The following is a 14,503-nucleotide window of genomic DNA, read 5'->3' on the forward strand; positions in this document are numbered from 1 at the left end:
GGATGGCACAGTGATGATATTGAAACGGACTTCGACAATATAACGGTGATAAAACTTCCACCTTATTCTCCTGAGTTGAATCCAATAGAGCAAGTGTGGAGCAGGCTTCGCCAGCGTCACTTAGCAAATAGATGCTTTAATGGTTACGACTCAATAGTTGATGCAGTATGTGATGCTTGGAATGATTTTGTAAGTGATAGTAAAAGAGTAATGAAAATGTGCACTAGAGATTGGATGATACTGACCAGTTAATTAGGCGGAATGGTATTAGACGGTCAAGGAATTGATGTTTCTTAGTGTTTTTCAGGAAAAGAGGTAAGTAATCCAGAATTATTGTTATTAGCTGTAATATTGAATTAGACGGTCAAGGAATTGATGTTTCTTAGTGTTTTCAGTAGGAAAGAGAAAAGTAACCCAGAATTATTGTTATTAGCTGTAATATTGAATTAGACGGTCAAGGAATTAATGTTTCTTAGTGTTTTTCAGGAAAAGAGGTAAGTAACCCAAGGATACCGTTGTTGACTTTGACCTTGAACCCGAAGGTCAAGGTTGGTATCTCAGTGTTTGCCGCAGGCTTCTCGATACGAGCCGAGCTTGCACAATAGCATTCAAGCCAAGTCACCAGGGTAATGCTTATCGGCTCAGGGACGTAGTCAAGATGAGCGGATATCCGAGGGTTAAAAACACTTTACGCCTGTTTTTGTCATTTGCAAAGCATTTTTTGCTAACCTTGATTGATATTGTTTTGCTGTTGATATGTTTTTTTTAAATTGATGGTTTTACTGTCTGAAAAATAACAGTTTATTATTCATCACTGTTTTTATCTGTCAGCAGCACAGTTTCAATAGAACTCTGCAGCGTGCGGATACGTTCATTTAATTTTTCTGCATGCGCCTGGTTTTTGGCTTTTTCTGCATTCAGCTCATGGCAGAAATTTAAAGCCGCCATTACGATCAGCTGTTCATTGCGTAAAGCGCGGGATCCTGATTTCATGCTTTTAAGTTTATCGTTAAATTGATCGACACTTTTCTGCAGGGCTGGCTCTTCACCATCGGGGCAGGCAATTTTATATTGTTGGCCTAAAATAGAGACTTCGAGATGTGCCATAATTAACCTATAAAAAAGAAAGTTGTTAAAGTCGCTGCTGTGCAGGAATGCCTCAAAATGTAAAAATATTCATTTACAGGCATAATGTTAGCAAGCTCAAAAAATAGATAATAATTTACGAACTATAGCTGCCTAGCTATCAAGTTTCAAGTACTTACTAGCGGCAAGATCCAGTGGATGTTAGTATTGTCGTTTTATATTTTATTTAACAAAAGAGTAACCCCATGAGTAAAGAACCATTACCTAGTTTTGAAAAAATAACTCAGATCTTAGAAGACGCCGATTTGTATACTAATGCGTCTGAAACGCACGGGGTATTATCTGGTCTTGTTTGTGGTGGTGTAAAACTTGATGATCAAAGCTGGCGCCCGCATTTTAATGATGTAGTTAACGAAGGCCTAGGGCTGCCGAGAAATGCACAGAAGTTAGTGGAGTCCATTTACGGGCAGGTGGTAAACCAGTTTACCGATGACGGCATGGGGTTTAACCTGCTGCTGCCGAATGATGACGTGCCGCTTGATGAGCGGGCTGAGGCGATGGCACAGTGGGCGCAGGGTTTTTTAGTTGGTTTTGGTATGGTGCAGCAGGCGTTAAATCAGTCCTCTGATGAAATCCAGGAACTGATCCGTGATATTCGCGATATTTCCCAGGTGTCTTTAGACTTCGAGCAGGAAGATGAAGAGTCTGAAATTGCCTTTGCTGAAATTGTCGAATATTTACGAGTAGGGGCGATGCTTTGTTTTAATGCTTTTTCCCGTAAACCGCCTGCACCTGTTTCAAAAACCCTGCACTAAATTATCTGAAATAAAGAGAATTCATGAGTATGTTTAAACAGCGTAGAGCACAGTTTTTCACTCGAATGAAAAATAACAGCATAGCTGTGATTCCTGCCGGCAGAGAAAAAATACGAAATAATGACTGCGAATTTCCTTTTAGACAAGATAGTGATTTTCATTATTTAAGCGGATTTAATGAGCCTGGTGCCTGTTTAGTGCTTATAAAAAACAATGACAGGTGTAAAACGGTTTTATTTAACCGCAAAAAAGATAAAAGTGCAGAAATCTGGCATGGTTATCGATTAGGGCAAAGTGCAGCTGTCAGTGAACTGGGTTTTGACAGTGCTTTTGATATTGCAGAGTTTGAGCACCATATTTATGAACTGATGGATGGTTTTAGCACGCTTATTTATCCGACTTTTCAGAATGCCGCTTTAGATAAAAGTCTCAGCGTTGTGATTAATAAGTTACGAGCTGGAGCGCGCCAAGGGGCTGTTGCCCCTACTGTCATTATTGACAGTTCTCGGATAGTGCATGAGATGCGCCTGATTAAATCTGAAAATGAGATTGAATTACTTTCACAGGCTGCTGAAATTTCTGCAGCCGGACATATTCGTGCAATGAAAGCCTGCCGTTCCGGTATGTGGGAATATCAGCTGCAGGCTGAAGTTGAGCATGAATTTGCACTGCAGGGCGCACCTGAAACTGCTTATAACAGTATTGTTGCCGGTGGTGAGAATGCTTGTATTCTGCATTACACAGAAAATAATCGTAAGCTTCAGAACGGGGAGCTGGTTCTGATTGATGCTGGTGCAGAATATCAAGGTTATGCCGGTGATATCACCCGTACCTTCCCGGTAAACGGCGTTTTTTCTGAGCATCAGACAAAGCTGTATCAATTGGTGTTAGATGTACAGAGAAGTGCAATCAGTCAGGTGAAACCAGGAGCAGCATTAATTGATATTAATAAAAATGCCGTTCAGCAGCTGGTTGACGGTCTGCTTGAGTTAGGTCTGATGCAGGGCGACAGTGAAACTCTGATTAAAGATGAAGTTTATAAAGCCTTTTATATGCACGGCATCGGCCATTATATCGGTCTGGATGTGCATGATGTCGGTGATTACGGTACGCTTGAAAATCCATGTTTATTAGAAGCCGGTATGGTTGTGACTATTGAGCCGGGTTTATATGTCGGCAGTGATGCTGATGTCGATCCGCAGTGGATGAAAATCGGCATTCGTATTGAAGACGATGTACTAGTAACTGAGCATGGTGCAGAGGTCCTAAGTGCTGATGTACCAAAAAGTATTACAGAAATTGAAGCGTTAATGGCAGATGCAAAACAGCATGGATAAAAACAGTTCATCGCAGCTGGACTGCGACATTATTATTGTCGGCGCAGGCATGTCGGGCTGTCTGCTCGCTTATGCCTTATTAAAGCTTAACCCCTTGTTAGATGTAATGCTGGTTGATGAGAATCCGCAGCGGACAGACAAGCAGAATAATTTTATTCATCCTGGTTTTGATGCGCGAACTCTTGCATTAAGTGCCGGCACATGTGATCTGCTTGCTGAGCTGGGTTTATGGGATGAGTTACAGCTGAAAGCGCAGCCCATAGAAGATATTCATATTTCAGATCGCGGTTATTTTGGCGCATTAGATTTACAGAAAAACAATAAAACCCAGGCCTTTGGTTATGTTGCCGAGCTTCAGGATATCGGTTTAGTTTTAAATAAGCATCTGAAGCAGTATAAACAGCTGCAGCGTTTGTATAGTTCGTCTTTAATAGATATAGAAAAACACTCAGAGCATATTCACTGCTCTTTAGATAACGGACAGGTTGTCAAGGCGAAAATGTGCGTCGGCGCCGACGGGGCTAACAGTATTACCCGTAAGCTGCTGGCTGTCCCTGCACAGATATCTGATTATGGATGTAGTGCAGTTATCGCTAATGTTCGCTCCTCTAAAGCGCATTTTAACAAGGCCTTTGAACGTTTTACTGAGTTCGGGCCAATCGCACTGCTGCCCTTAAGCGATAACCGTTATTCATTAGTCTGGTCGGTAGCTAATAAGGATCTGGCGCGTATTCGTGCTTTAACTGATCAGGAGTTTCTCGCTGAACTGCAGCAGGCATTTGGTTATCGAGCAGGAATTTTTACTGAAACCGGAAAGCGCGATATTTATCCGCTTAAGCTTATTAAAACTGATAAACCGCTGACCCATCGCGGTGTTTGTATCGGTAATGCCGCGCACTGCCTGCATCCTGTGATGGGACAAGGTTTTAATTTAGGTATGCGGGATCTCTATGTGTTAGCTTCGCAGGTGAGCCGAGTGGAAAGTAAAAAGCAGATCGGCAGTTATCAGATGCTTGAGCAGTATTGGCGCCTGCGTAAAGCAGATCATCATAAGACTATCAGCCTTACCGATTCAACTGTGCGTATTTTCAGTAACAGCAGCTGGCCGTTTATTATCGGGCGGAATATTGCTTTACAGGCGATGAGTCTCTTACCTGATTTATCAACCCCTATTATTAAACAGGCGAAAGGCCAGTTTAGCTTATTAAATCGAGATGCAGAATAATGATGCAGTCATATGACTTAACGATTGTCGGCGGAGGTATGGTCGGACTGACATTAGCAGCCTCTCTTGCGGATACCCCTTTATCAATTGCACTGATTGAAAGCAGTGAAGCGCCGATCCTTACAGAAGAGCCGGCCAGCCGCGTTAGTGCGCTAAGTTATGCCAGCAGACAAATTCTGCAGAATTTAAATGTCTGGCAGCAGTTAAACAGTGAACGTATTACTGCATATAACAGCATGCAGGTCTGGGAAAAAGACAGTTTTGGAAAAATTGAGTTTGATGCACAGCAGGTAGAGTTTGCGGAACTTGGTTATATTATTGAAAATGATCATATCCAGTCGGCATTACTTTCACGTGTACAAAAGCAGAAAAATGTCACTTTTTATTCACCGGATCAAATTAGTCATATTGCTGTTGGTGACGGTGAAGCCTGGCTGACGTTAAACAGCGGGAAAACTTTGACCTCCAAGTTAGTGACGGCGGCCGACGGTGCAAATTCATGGCTGCGTAATAAAGTGGATATTCCTTTAACTCGCTGGGATTATAATCACCATGCGCTGGTGGCGACGGTTAAAACAGACTTAGCACATGATAACTGTGCAAGACAGATCTTTACGCCTGACGGCCCTCTGGCCTTTCTGCCGCTTTTTGAAAAAGATCTTTGTTCAATTGTCTGGTCGCTACCTCCTGAGAAAGCGCTGCAGTTAAAGGATCTGTCTGAACTTGAGTTTAATAAACAGTTAACCCGCACCTTTGATAACCGTTTAGGAATGTGTGAAGTGCAGGGAGCGCGTTTTAGTTTTCCTCTGACCATGCGTTATGCGCGGGATTTTGCCAGACATCGTATTGCTTTAATCGGTGATGCCGCCCATACCATTCACCTTTTAGCCGGTCAGGGAGCGAATCTTGGTTTATTAGATGCGGTTAGTCTCGGGCAGATCATTAGTGAGAATATTGAAGCGGGTAAGGATATCGGCCTGCATGAAAACCTGCGTTTTTTTGAGCGCTGGCGTAAAACTGAAGCTACCCAGATGATTGCTTCAATGGAGCTGTTAAAACAGTTGTTTCAAGGGGATAATCCTGTCCAGAAAACGCTGCGCGATATCGCTTTAGTGTTTGCTGATAAGGTTCAACCGCTAAAAAAACAATTTATAAAACAAGCGATGGGGCTCAGCGGAGAGCTTCCTGAAATCGCTAAGCATTAACTGCGCTTAAGCAGATTGAAAACGGTGTATATACCCGTCTCTCGACTTGCTGATTTTGCATATTGAAGTGTAACGGGTATATTACGCAGACTTAACAATAAAACGTGTTTAATTAATAACATTAAACCTATAAGAGAAGAGCTTTAATTATGATCATTAAACCAAAGATTCGCGGCTTTATTTGTACTACAACTCATCCAGTTGGTTGTGAAAAGAATATTCAAACGCAGATTGAATACACAAAACAACAAGGCAAAATTAAAAACGGTCCTAAACGTGTATTAGTGATCGGTTCTTCAGCTGGTTACGGTATGTCTTCACGTATCGCGGCTGCTTACGGATCCGATGCATCAACAATCGGCGTATTTTTTGAAAAACCGGCAACAGAGCGTAAACCAGGCTCTGCCGGCTGGTACAACAGTGCCGCTTTTGAAAAACAAGCTAAAGCAGACGGCTTATATGCGAAAAGCATCAATGGAGATGCTTTCTCTCATGAAATTAAAGCAAAAGTCATTGAGCTGATCAAAGAAGACTTAGGTCAGATTGATGCGATTATCTACTCAGTTGCCGCGCCGGTTCGTAAAATGCCTGATACAGGCGAAGTGATCCGTTCAAGCCTGAAACCTATCGGTGAAACATACGTTTCAACTGCGATTGATACTAACAAAGACTGTATCATTGAAGCTTCTGTTGAACCTGCAACAGAAGAAGAAGTTGCTAATACTGTAACAGTAATGGGCGGACAAGACTGGGAACTATGGTTAAGCGCATTAGCTGAAGCCGGTGTATTAGCTGAAGGTGTTAAAACCGTTGCTTACTCGTACATTGGTACTGAGCTGACCTGGCCGATTTACTGGGACGGTGCTTTAGGACAGGCTAAAATTGATTTAGACCGTGCTTCTACAGCTATTCAGGCACAGCTTGCACCGCTGAATGGTGAAGCTTATGTTTCTGTGCAGAAGAGTGTGGTAACACAGGCAAGCTCTGCAATTCCGGTTATGCCTCTGTATATCTCTATGGTATTTAAAATCATGAAAGAGAAGGGTCTTCATGAAGGCTGTATGGAGCAGATTCACCGTCTGTTTACTGCGCAGCTTTATAAAGAAGATGCAAGTACACCAGTGACCGATGAAGCGCGCCGCTTGCGTCTGGATGACTGGGAGTTACGTGATGATGTACAGCAGGCTTGTAAAGATTTATGGCCTTCTATTACAACTGAAAACCTGTTCGACTTAACAGACTACAAAGAATACAAAGAAGAGTTTTTACAACTGTTCGGTTTCGGTATTGAAGGTGTCGATTACGATGCTGATGTAGATACGCTGGTTGAGTTTGACTGCCTCTCAGTTTAAAAAGATATCTGTTTTATTTTAAAATACCCGCTTCGGCGGGTATTTTTGTTTTTAATGCTATAAAAACATTTATGTCTTATTCTTAGCTGTATTGTGCTGCTGGTGAGGAAAAGTAATGTTTGATAATGTCTTAAAGTTCTGGTTTGAAGAAACCACTGCCGCTCAATGGTGGACTAAAGATCCGTTATTCGATCAGTTGATCACAGATAAATTCAGCGTCCTGCATAAACAGGCTTGTGCAGGAGAGTTATTTGACTGGCGCAGCACAGCGCTGGGACGTTTAGCTGAGATTATCGTACTGGATCAATTCTCTCGTAATATGTTTCGGGATTCAGCGCTGGCTTTTGCCCAGGATGCCCTAGCATTAGTTTTAGCGCAGGAAGCGATAAGCAGCGGAGCGGATAAGGAATTAAATGCAGTTCAGCGTAGTTTTTTGTATATGCCCTTTATGCACAGCGAATCATTAAAAATTCACCAGCAGGCGGTTGTATTGTTCAAGGCTAACGGAATACAGGCTAACTATGATTTTGAGTTAAAGCATAAACGGGTTATTGAACAGTTTGGCCGTTATCCGCATCGTAATAAAATTTTAAGCCGTTTGTCTAGTGAGCAGGAAACTGCTTTTTTACTGCAGCCGGGATCAAGTTTTTAACTGTTGAAAAATAAGGTGGAAAGGATGAAAAAATTATTAACTGCTGCATTAGCATTAACTCTGAGCGCATGTGTCAGCACGTCTAATGATGAAAATACTGTAACGATCTATATCAACAGCGGTGCCGTTCAATGTGAATCAAGTGGTAAAACTGCGGCTGAAACTGCACTATTACTAAATGAACAGGGAATTGAAGTAAGAGCGAGTTTGTGCGGCTCTTTAACAAATCTGGCTGTAATTGCTATGTGCGGTGCGGGTACAACTGATATTAATCTTCATCTGATTGGGCAATCTGATTTAAGCTCCGCACAGGATCTGGGGTTTGAGAATGTTGAGTCACTGAAACTGGAAAATGATCCTGGTTATCAGGGAGCAGACTGTAAATGAGTATATTTAAGAAACTGACTTTTCTGCTGTCTGCTGTTGTTTTATCTTTTTCAGCTGCGGCTTCAAGTATCGATGAAATTAATCACCTGCTTAATTTTATCGCTCAAAGCGAGTGTATCTATAATCGTAACGGCTCAGAGCATAAAGGGGCGGAGGCTCGCGAGCATATCCAGAAAAAATATGATTATTATGCGGATAATATAAAATCAGGCGAAGACTTTATCAAATATTCTGCGACTCAAAGTGTTATTTCCGGCTCAAAATACACCATTCTTTGTCCAGGAGAAAAAGAGCAGTTTAGCGGCGAGTGGTTATTAGACGAGTTAAAAAAATATCGTTCACTACGGATAAATGACAAGTAAAAACTAATATCCTGAAAAAACAGTAATTTTTTTCCATTTTTATTAACTTTATGTTGCATATCATCTCTAAATTATTAGACTTGCAACTCAGTCGGTATGTAGCGCAGCTTGGTAGCGCACTGCTCTGGGGGAGCAGGGGTCGAAGGTTCGAATCCTTTCATACCGACCATTTTCCTCTTTTCAGCCAACTTCATCAGCTAATACTCTTTGCCTATAGGATCTTTTATGACACCGTTTTCATTATCCACTGAGCAGTTACTTAAAGAAGTGCGGACTGTTTTTGATGTACAAAGTGCCGCGCTGTCCTCGCACAGCAGACAGCTTGGCGATGAGTACCTGCAGGCGCTTGCTTTAATGAAAAACTGTACGGGACGAGTGATTGTCTGCGGAATGGGAAAATCAGGGCATATAGGTAAAAAAATATCTGCGTCACTCGCTTCGCTGGGTACCCCTTCATTTTTTATGCACCCGGGTGAAGCGTTTCATGGTGATTTAGGCATGATCACTAAGCATGATTTACTGCTGCTTATCTCCTACAGCGGTGAAACAGATGAGTTATTAAAAATTATTCCGTCGATTCAGCACTTTGGTAATAAAATAATCTCTATAACCGGCGGCTGCAGTTCGACTCTGGCACAAAATTCAGATGTAGTGTTAGATGCGAGTGTGGAAAAAGAAACCTGTCCTAATAATTTAGCGCCGACTACTTCAACGACCCTGACGCTGGTGATTGGTGATGCATTAGCATCAACTCTAACCTTAGATAATCAATTCAGCCCGATGGATTTTGCCCGTTTTCACCCGGGAGGCAGTTTAGGTAAGCGTTTACTGACTTTTGTTAAAAACGAGATGCGCAGCGATAATCTCCCGCTGGTGGAGCTGCAGACATCTCTGACCGATGCTTTAATGGTGATGACTGAGACACGTACCGGTCTTGCTTTGGTAATGAAAGATAATGAGCTGCAGGGCGTGATCACCGATGGTGATGTGCGTAGATTCTTAATTTCAGGTAAAAGTATTAATGAGTGCGCGGCCCATGAGTTAATGAACGGCTCTCCGTGTTTTATCTCTCCTGATGTGCGTTTAACTGAAGCGGAAGAGATTATGCGCGAAAAACATATTAAATGGTTAATCGTCAGTGAAGACGGTAAAAAACTTGATGGTATCATCGAGTGGGGACAGTAAATAAGAGTGAGATTACTGAGCAGAATAAACTCTAATTTAATTCTATTATTTAGCTGTTTACTTCTGCTTTGCAGTCCTGTTATTTCTGCTCAGACGCTGGACAAGCCGTTATTCTCCTGGCTTGCTCTTTTGTCCTCTAATATAAAACGTATTCAGCCGGATCAGTACTGTCCGCAGAACCAGCTTGTTGATATTAAAGTGTTCAAAGAGCAGGACAGTGTAAATACAGATATTGCTTTAATTGACTGGGATTTAAATTGTCAGTCACCTCCCGCGACTCCCTCCACTGTTAAAAGCTCCCCGTCGCCAGAAGAATTTAAAAAGAATATCGATCTGCAGCTGCATAAGTTTTTTAACTTATTGAAGTTGCTTCCGGAAAGTAATCTGCGTATAAAATCCGTTAATTTAGACTCAGAGCTTATTAATAAAAAACTCTCTTTCAGCTTACAGGTTAATAAAACTGCACAGCAGCTGCTGATTACTCTATCGGGTGAATTACTTAAAGTTAATATAAAACTCGATCTAAACAGCAGAGATTTAACTTTAGATGGTTTTGTTACTTTAGATCTGGTCGCAGATTATGTAAATATCAGCGAGCAGGTTAAACCTTTATTGAATAATGCCTTAGAAATCAATTATCAAAGTAATTTAAATCACTGGCAGCAGGGGGGATTGTCAGTTAACTGGGCAGGAATGCTGGCGAACAACTATGCAGAGCAGGCTGAATTCAGATTAACCAGTGAATTACAGTTATTAAAGCGACAGGCCGTTGTTAATGAACTGGCCGTTAATTTAAAAAAAGTTACACTGCCCCTATCTGAACAACAGGAGTGGAAAACAGGTTATATTAAACTTAAGCTGGCCGCTCCGGCATTAATCAATTTGTCCCCCGAGTTAAATATTAAGGCACTGCCTTTACATCTGCGGATCGGCTCCAGTGCACTGCTGAGCAAAGTACCACGCGGTAAAAGCAGACGTATTCGTATTGATACTCAAAAGCTGCCTTCACTGTTTATGACCTTGGCTCCTCGGGGCACAGTTGCAGATATTAAAGCAGACTGGAGTCTTTCATCACTGAATCAGACAATTTCAGGAAACAGCTCTTATAGCGGGCAGAAAGTACATTTTGATATTGCAGAGAATACACTTTCTGCGAAAATATTAATTGACTCACTGGGGCGCTATATAACAGATCTTGAAGTTGTGCTGCTTAAGTCTGGAGAGATAAAACTGCAGATGTCGGCTGATTACGATTTAAAGACAAACAGCGGGCGGCTGCAGAGCAGTGTAAATGTTTTGTCGTTATCGGGAGAGCAGAGCAATGTATTGTTTGACGGAGTTAATTTCAGCAGTGATTTAGATTATTCCATAAACAACAACCTGGTCACTGTTAACCAGGATAAACAGCAGTTAAAAATAGACAGTTTATTTGTCGGAATACCGGTTCAGGCTTTACAGTTAGATGCGCAGATTAATGCGGGTGATCCGCTGATACAGCATTTTAAAGCGCGTTTATTAGGCGGGCGTGTAGATTTTGATGATCTGCAGTTAACACCTCCCGGTAAAGCTGTAATAGCTATTTCCGGTATAAGTTTAAGTGAAGTGATTAAATACAGCAGTTATCCGGAAATAAAGGGGAAAGGCGTGCTTGACGGTATGCTTCCTCTGTCACTTAATAAAAGTGGTCCGACGGTTGCTGAGGGATTGGTTTTTGCCAGGGCACCTGGCGGTTATATTAAGGTACCTGAAAATACAGTAATTACAGCTATGAGTAGTGGAAACCCTGCTTTTTCTTTTACCATGCAGCTGCTGTCAAATTTTCAGTTTGATACTTTGCAGGCAGTGATAGGTTATACTAGTGACGGTGAAAGTGATTTGAAAGTTGAGATTAAAGGTATTAATCCGACGGTTAGCGGCACTCAGCCGATTACTTTTAATTATTCTCATAAAGAAAATATTCTTAAATTACTTCAAAGCCTGCGCTTCAATGATGAATTAGTACGGCAAATAAAGGAGAGGTATTAGTGCTTAAAAAATTGAGTCTTGTTTTACCGTTATTTTTTACTGTAACGGCATGTACACCACGAATAGAGCTGGCTATGCCCGATGAGCCTATTACAATTAATTTAAATGTTAAAATTGATCACGAAATTCGAGTTAAAATAGATAAAGAGTTAGATGAGCTCTTTAGTGAAGACAGCGGCCTATTTTAAAGTAATAAAAAGTCTAGGAGATAAAATGAAAAAATTGTTTTTGATGGTTATGCTGATGTTGAGTTTTTCTGTATCAGCTTTAGACTTATCTGATGCTAAAGAGCAGGGATTAGTGGGAGAACAGGCGAACGGCTTGCTGGGAGTGGTTGAAGAATCGGCAGCGGTAAACGCGTTAGTTAAAGATATTAACAGCAAACGTCTGGTTATCTTAAATAATATGGCAGAAAAAAACGGCATGACTCTGGAGCAGGTTTCTATTTTAGCGGGTGAGAAAGCAATTAAAAAAACACCAGCCGGGCAGTATATCCGCAACGCATCGGGGCAGTGGGTTGTGAAATAGCCGTCTTATTAATGCTGGGAATAAAAAAACAAGCGGGAAAAATGAGTTGCTCATTTTTCCCGCTTGTTTTTAGGATCTTTTTTTGTGTCTAAGAGATTGACCATTTCATTATGTGCAATTAGCGTTTTATCTATTGGTCATAACCATCATTAAAATATAAATAAACTTTAACTTGTTGAATTTATGGTTGTTAATTTTTACAGCCTGGCTGACTTTACATTGTGAAAATATTAAATGAAAAGATTTAATATAAATATTCAATCCATATTTATACTTAGTTACAAGTTAAGGGATAAATGGCTTGTATGGAAAACAAAGAGTTATGCAGTTTTGCATAAAGCGACAGGGATTTAAGGAAACCTTCAGGAAGAAGGTTAAGTGGCAGGTTAGTCCGCGTTAGGGATTTTAGGAGACCTTCAGGAAGAGGGGAGAGCAGTAGATTAAACTGCATCAGGGATTTAAGGATATTCATAGGGATTTGAAAAGGAAAAGCTCGGAGCATTATAGGACACCTTCAGGAAGAAGTGGTTTCAATAGTATATTGATAATATGGACAAAGGGACTGGCTAAAGGATTAGTAAAGGGAAAAGCTTAGATTAGCTGTTGTCATGGAACCACAAGGGCGTGGAAATTCTCAAAGGAATGAATATTAAGACTATAAAAGGGTGAACACATAGATTGTGCTCGCCCTTTTTCGTTTTAAGATAAAAATTGTTTTGTGTCAATACTTGACCGGTTCGCTGGGTTATATTGTTTTTTTACAGACAGTAATAAAGGAAAAAAGATGAGCGAATCAATTCATGGACATCAGGTAATGGAAATGATGGCCGATAGTGCAAAAACTTATACAAGGTCGGCTTTAAAAGCGGATATTGTGGCCCGGTTTGGTGAAACCGCGCGTTTTCATACCTGTATGGGCAGTGACTTAAGTGCGGATGATCTGATTGATTTCTTAGCTGCAAAAGGCAAATTTGTTGAATCAGAGCAAGGCATCAGCATGCCCGAAGATCACCTTTGCTGATACCTGGGCACTGTAAATAATTTTGCACAATCAGCCCCGAACTTGTCGGGGCTGATATTAACCGCGCAGACGATCTTTGATCTGCCAGAGCTTAAACAGTCCGAAGATAAATACCTGTACAGCTTCACACTTAGTAAGGCGCAGTTTTTTGGAAAAAACGCTGTAAATAACCACTAGCTGAATAAGGTGCATAATACATACAAAGCCCAGCAGTAAGTTAAAGGCTAGACCACTCTGTCCCGGAAAAGGGAAAAAAGGTTAGTTAATAATCCAGCCCAGACAATGATCATGATTATTTTTGCTAAGGGAATAATATATTTCATTATTAGTCCCGTACATATAAGCGGTAAGAAACCTGTCCCGTACTCTTCTCTTTTAATAATTTCCATGAATCCGGCAGTTCAAGGTCTGACAGCTGTACTTCCATTTCAATATAAATTAATGCTTGCGGAGCTAAATAGTTATTTACTTCTAATGCTTCACAACATGGCTGTACTAGACCTTTGTTAAAAGGCGGATCAATAAATACAATATCGAACTGCTGCTCCGTAGTCTGCTGCAGGAAGCTGATTGAGTCAGTTTCAATGACAACGGCATTATCGACTTTTAAGGTTTGTAAATTATTTCGTAATTGTAGAGCAACCTGTTTGTCACGTTCGAGCAAAGTGGTATAACCTGCATAACGGGATAAAGCTTCAAAAGCTAAACTGCCGCTGCCGCTGAAACAATCCAAGCACTGTGCATCGCGAATATCATGCATTAACCAGTTAAACAGGGTTTCTTTAGTGCGATCCGTTGTCGGGCGTAAGCCCTCCTTATCTTTTACCGGCAGTTTTTTTCCCCGCCATTTTCCGGAAATTATGCGAATAAACCCGTCTTTGATCGGTTTTCTGCTTTTTTCTTGATATTTAGTTTGCTGATTTCTACCCATATAATTTTTAGTCCGGCAAGATGATGGTAATATATAGCGATATGCTGCTATTTTAGCAGGCTAATTTGCTTGTGAGTAAGGTTTTTAATTAATGTCAAAGAAGAAAGGTATATTTTCCTGGTTTGGAAAGAAATCAACAAAAGAAACTTCAGTAGATGAAAAAGCTGCATTGCTTGAAACTCTTAAAAAAGAAGCACAACAAAATAATGATAAAGATGTTGAGATAATTCTTTTTGATGAAGACGATTCAGCTGTAGACTTAGAAGCTCAAAAACTAAAAGTGCAAAAGCTAGAAGCTGAAAAACTAGAAGCTCAGAAGTTAGAGACTGAAAAGCTAGAAGCTCAAAAGTTACAAGCTGAAAAGTTAGAAGCTGAAAAGTTAGAAGCTGAAA

At 40.9% G+C, this 14,503-nt stretch carries 17 protein-coding genes, 1 tRNA gene, 1 other RNA gene and 2 pseudogenes; 16 read left to right on the top strand and 5 right to left on the bottom strand.

Going from position 1 to position 14,503, the window contains the following annotated elements; genetic code table 11:
- Nucleotides 1–252: transposase (locus tag G337_RS29250; RefSeq protein WP_028865005.1), on the top strand; the 252-nt coding region annotated here is incomplete at its 5' end.
- A 245-nt stretch (nucleotides 253–497) separates the two neighbouring features.
- Here the strand turns inward: G337_RS29250 and ssrS are convergent.
- Nucleotides 498–681, bottom strand: a non-coding RNA gene (gene ssrS, locus G337_RS28285) — 6S RNA.
- Nucleotides 682–804: 123 nt separating this feature from the next.
- The gene (locus G337_RS0117250) at nucleotides 805–1,107 is read right to left on the bottom strand and encodes a cell division protein ZapA (RefSeq protein ID WP_028865006.1); all 303 of its coding nucleotides are present in this window, start codon (nucleotides 1,105–1,107) and stop codon (nucleotides 805–807) included.
- 224 nt (nucleotides 1,108–1,331) lie between these two features.
- Between G337_RS0117250 and G337_RS0117255 the strand changes: the two genes are divergently transcribed.
- The 14 genes from G337_RS0117255 to G337_RS0117325 all read left to right on the top strand — a co-directional run bounded on the left by G337_RS0117255 (nucleotide 1,332) and on the right by G337_RS0117325 (nucleotide 13,180).
- The gene (locus G337_RS0117255; RefSeq protein WP_028865007.1) at nucleotides 1,332–1,901 is read left to right on the top strand and encodes a UPF0149 family protein; all 570 of its coding nucleotides are present in this window, start codon (nucleotides 1,332–1,334) and stop codon (nucleotides 1,899–1,901) included.
- 23 nt (nucleotides 1,902–1,924) lie between these two features.
- Nucleotides 1,925–3,238: a Xaa-Pro aminopeptidase gene (gene pepP, locus G337_RS0117260; protein WP_425414440.1), complete on the top strand. Its 1,314-nt coding sequence runs from the start codon at nucleotides 1,925–1,927 to the stop codon at nucleotides 3,236–3,238.
- The gene (ubiH, locus tag G337_RS0117265; RefSeq protein ID WP_028865009.1) at nucleotides 3,231–4,463 is read left to right on the top strand and encodes a 2-octaprenyl-6-methoxyphenyl hydroxylase; all 1,233 of its coding nucleotides are present in this window, start codon (nucleotides 3,231–3,233) and stop codon (nucleotides 4,461–4,463) included. The genes pepP and ubiH overlap by 8 nt, the downstream gene beginning before the upstream one ends.
- A complete protein-coding gene (locus tag G337_RS0117270; RefSeq protein WP_028865010.1) occupies nucleotides 4,463–5,668 on the top strand; it encodes an FAD-dependent monooxygenase in 1,206 nt (401 codons plus the stop codon). The genes ubiH and G337_RS0117270 overlap by 1 nt, the downstream gene beginning before the upstream one ends.
- Nucleotides 5,669–5,817: 149 nt before the next feature.
- Entirely contained in the window at nucleotides 5,818–7,020 is a 1,203-nt protein-coding gene (fabV, locus tag G337_RS0117275; protein ID WP_028865011.1) for an enoyl-ACP reductase FabV, read from the top strand.
- 115 nt (nucleotides 7,021–7,135) lie between these two features.
- Nucleotides 7,136–7,672, top strand: a complete 537-nt coding sequence (locus G337_RS0117280) for a DUF924 family protein (RefSeq protein WP_028865012.1) — start codon at nucleotides 7,136–7,138, stop codon at nucleotides 7,670–7,672.
- 24 nt (nucleotides 7,673–7,696) lie between these two features.
- Nucleotides 7,697–8,059 (top strand): hypothetical protein, encoded by a 363-nt coding sequence (locus G337_RS26525; protein ID WP_051303346.1) that lies wholly within the window; start codon nucleotides 7,697–7,699, stop codon nucleotides 8,057–8,059.
- Nucleotides 8,056–8,421 (top strand): DUF5329 family protein, encoded by a 366-nt coding sequence (locus tag G337_RS0117290; protein WP_051303348.1) that lies wholly within the window; start codon nucleotides 8,056–8,058, stop codon nucleotides 8,419–8,421. Before G337_RS26525 ends, G337_RS0117290 begins: the two co-directional genes overlap by 4 nt.
- Before the next feature lie 92 nt (nucleotides 8,422–8,513).
- Nucleotides 8,514–8,590 (top strand) — tRNA-Pro (locus G337_RS0117295).
- A 56-nt stretch (nucleotides 8,591–8,646) separates the two neighbouring features.
- The gene (locus tag G337_RS0117300; RefSeq protein WP_051303350.1) at nucleotides 8,647–9,606 is read left to right on the top strand and encodes a KpsF/GutQ family sugar-phosphate isomerase; all 960 of its coding nucleotides are present in this window, start codon (nucleotides 8,647–8,649) and stop codon (nucleotides 9,604–9,606) included.
- A gap of 129 nt (nucleotides 9,607–9,735) precedes the next feature.
- Nucleotides 9,736–11,631 carry an intermembrane phospholipid transport YdbH family protein gene (locus tag G337_RS0117305; RefSeq protein ID WP_157619367.1) on the top strand — a complete coding sequence of 632 codons (1,896 nt, stop codon included), beginning with the start codon at nucleotides 9,736–9,738 and terminating at the stop codon, nucleotides 11,629–11,631.
- Nucleotides 11,631–11,819 carry a YnbE family lipoprotein gene (locus tag G337_RS0117310; protein ID WP_028865016.1) on the top strand — a complete coding sequence of 63 codons (189 nt, stop codon included), beginning with the start codon at nucleotides 11,631–11,633 and terminating at the stop codon, nucleotides 11,817–11,819. Before G337_RS0117305 ends, G337_RS0117310 begins: the two co-directional genes overlap by 1 nt.
- 25 nt (nucleotides 11,820–11,844) lie before the next feature.
- Nucleotides 11,845–12,159: a YdbL family probable chaperone protein gene (locus G337_RS0117315; protein WP_028865017.1), complete on the top strand. Its 315-nt coding sequence runs from the start codon at nucleotides 11,845–11,847 to the stop codon at nucleotides 12,157–12,159.
- Between the two features lie 784 nt (nucleotides 12,160–12,943).
- Nucleotides 12,944–13,180, top strand: a complete 237-nt coding sequence (locus G337_RS0117325; RefSeq protein ID WP_028865019.1) for a YecH family metal-binding protein — start codon at nucleotides 12,944–12,946, stop codon at nucleotides 13,178–13,180.
- Nucleotides 13,181–13,237: 57 nt separating this feature from the next.
- On the opposite strand, the gene G337_RS29440 is transcribed toward G337_RS0117325, so the two are convergent.
- The 3 genes and pseudogenes from G337_RS29440 to rsmD form a co-directional block, all read right to left on the bottom strand.
- A complete protein-coding gene (locus tag G337_RS29440; protein WP_281170220.1) occupies nucleotides 13,238–13,372 on the bottom strand; it encodes a hypothetical protein in 135 nt (44 codons plus the stop codon).
- A 12-nt stretch (nucleotides 13,373–13,384) separates the two neighbouring features.
- Nucleotides 13,385–13,569: pseudogene (locus G337_RS29650) on the bottom strand (DUF1145 domain-containing protein); the annotation flags it as partial.
- Nucleotides 13,506–14,111, bottom strand: a complete 606-nt coding sequence (gene rsmD / locus G337_RS0117335; RefSeq protein WP_028865020.1) for a 16S rRNA (guanine(966)-N(2))-methyltransferase RsmD — start codon at nucleotides 14,109–14,111, stop codon at nucleotides 13,506–13,508. The pseudogene G337_RS29650 and the gene rsmD, both read right to left, overlap by 64 nt.
- Nucleotides 14,112–14,202: 91 nt before the next feature.
- On the opposite strand from rsmD, the pseudogene G337_RS0117340 reads away from it, so the two are divergent.
- Nucleotides 14,203–14,503: pseudogene (locus tag G337_RS0117340) on the top strand (signal recognition particle-docking protein FtsY); the annotation flags it as partial.

Origin of the sequence: Psychromonas aquimarina ATCC BAA-1526, assembly GCF_000428725.1 — a bacterium.
Taxonomy (GTDB): domain Bacteria; phylum Pseudomonadota; class Gammaproteobacteria; order Enterobacterales; family Psychromonadaceae; genus Psychromonas; species Psychromonas aquimarina.

Bases quoted from the DNA above. Each gene is read 5' to 3' on its own strand.
- G337_RS26525 (WP_051303346.1), top strand. From the start codon at position 7,697: ATGAAAAAATTATTAACTGCTGCATTAGCATTAACTCTGAGCGCATGT.
- G337_RS0117325 (WP_028865019.1), top strand. From the start codon at position 12,944: ATGAGCGAATCAATTCATGGACATCAGGTAATGGAAATGATGGCCGAT.
- ubiH (WP_028865009.1), top strand. From the start codon at position 3,231: ATGGATAAAAACAGTTCATCGCAGCTGGACTGCGACATTATTATTGTC.
- pepP (WP_425414440.1), top strand. From the start codon at position 1,925: ATGAGTATGTTTAAACAGCGTAGAGCACAGTTTTTCACTCGAATGAAA.
- G337_RS29440 (WP_281170220.1), bottom strand. From the start codon at position 13,372: ATGCACCTTATTCAGCTAGTGGTTATTTACAGCGTTTTTTCCAAAAAA.
- rsmD (WP_028865020.1), bottom strand. From the start codon at position 14,111: ATGGGTAGAAATCAGCAAACTAAATATCAAGAAAAAAGCAGAAAACCG.
- G337_RS0117270 (WP_028865010.1), top strand. From the start codon at position 4,463: ATGATGCAGTCATATGACTTAACGATTGTCGGCGGAGGTATGGTCGGA.
- G337_RS0117315 (WP_028865017.1), top strand. From the start codon at position 11,845: ATGAAAAAATTGTTTTTGATGGTTATGCTGATGTTGAGTTTTTCTGTA.
- G337_RS0117280 (WP_028865012.1), top strand. From the start codon at position 7,136: ATGTTTGATAATGTCTTAAAGTTCTGGTTTGAAGAAACCACTGCCGCT.
- G337_RS0117250 (WP_028865006.1), bottom strand. From the start codon at position 1,107: ATGGCACATCTCGAAGTCTCTATTTTAGGCCAACAATATAAAATTGCC.
- fabV (WP_028865011.1), top strand. From the start codon at position 5,818: ATGATCATTAAACCAAAGATTCGCGGCTTTATTTGTACTACAACTCAT.
- G337_RS0117255 (WP_028865007.1), top strand. From the start codon at position 1,332: ATGAGTAAAGAACCATTACCTAGTTTTGAAAAAATAACTCAGATCTTA.
- G337_RS0117290 (WP_051303348.1), top strand. From the start codon at position 8,056: ATGAGTATATTTAAGAAACTGACTTTTCTGCTGTCTGCTGTTGTTTTA.
- G337_RS0117300 (WP_051303350.1), top strand. From the start codon at position 8,647: ATGACACCGTTTTCATTATCCACTGAGCAGTTACTTAAAGAAGTGCGG.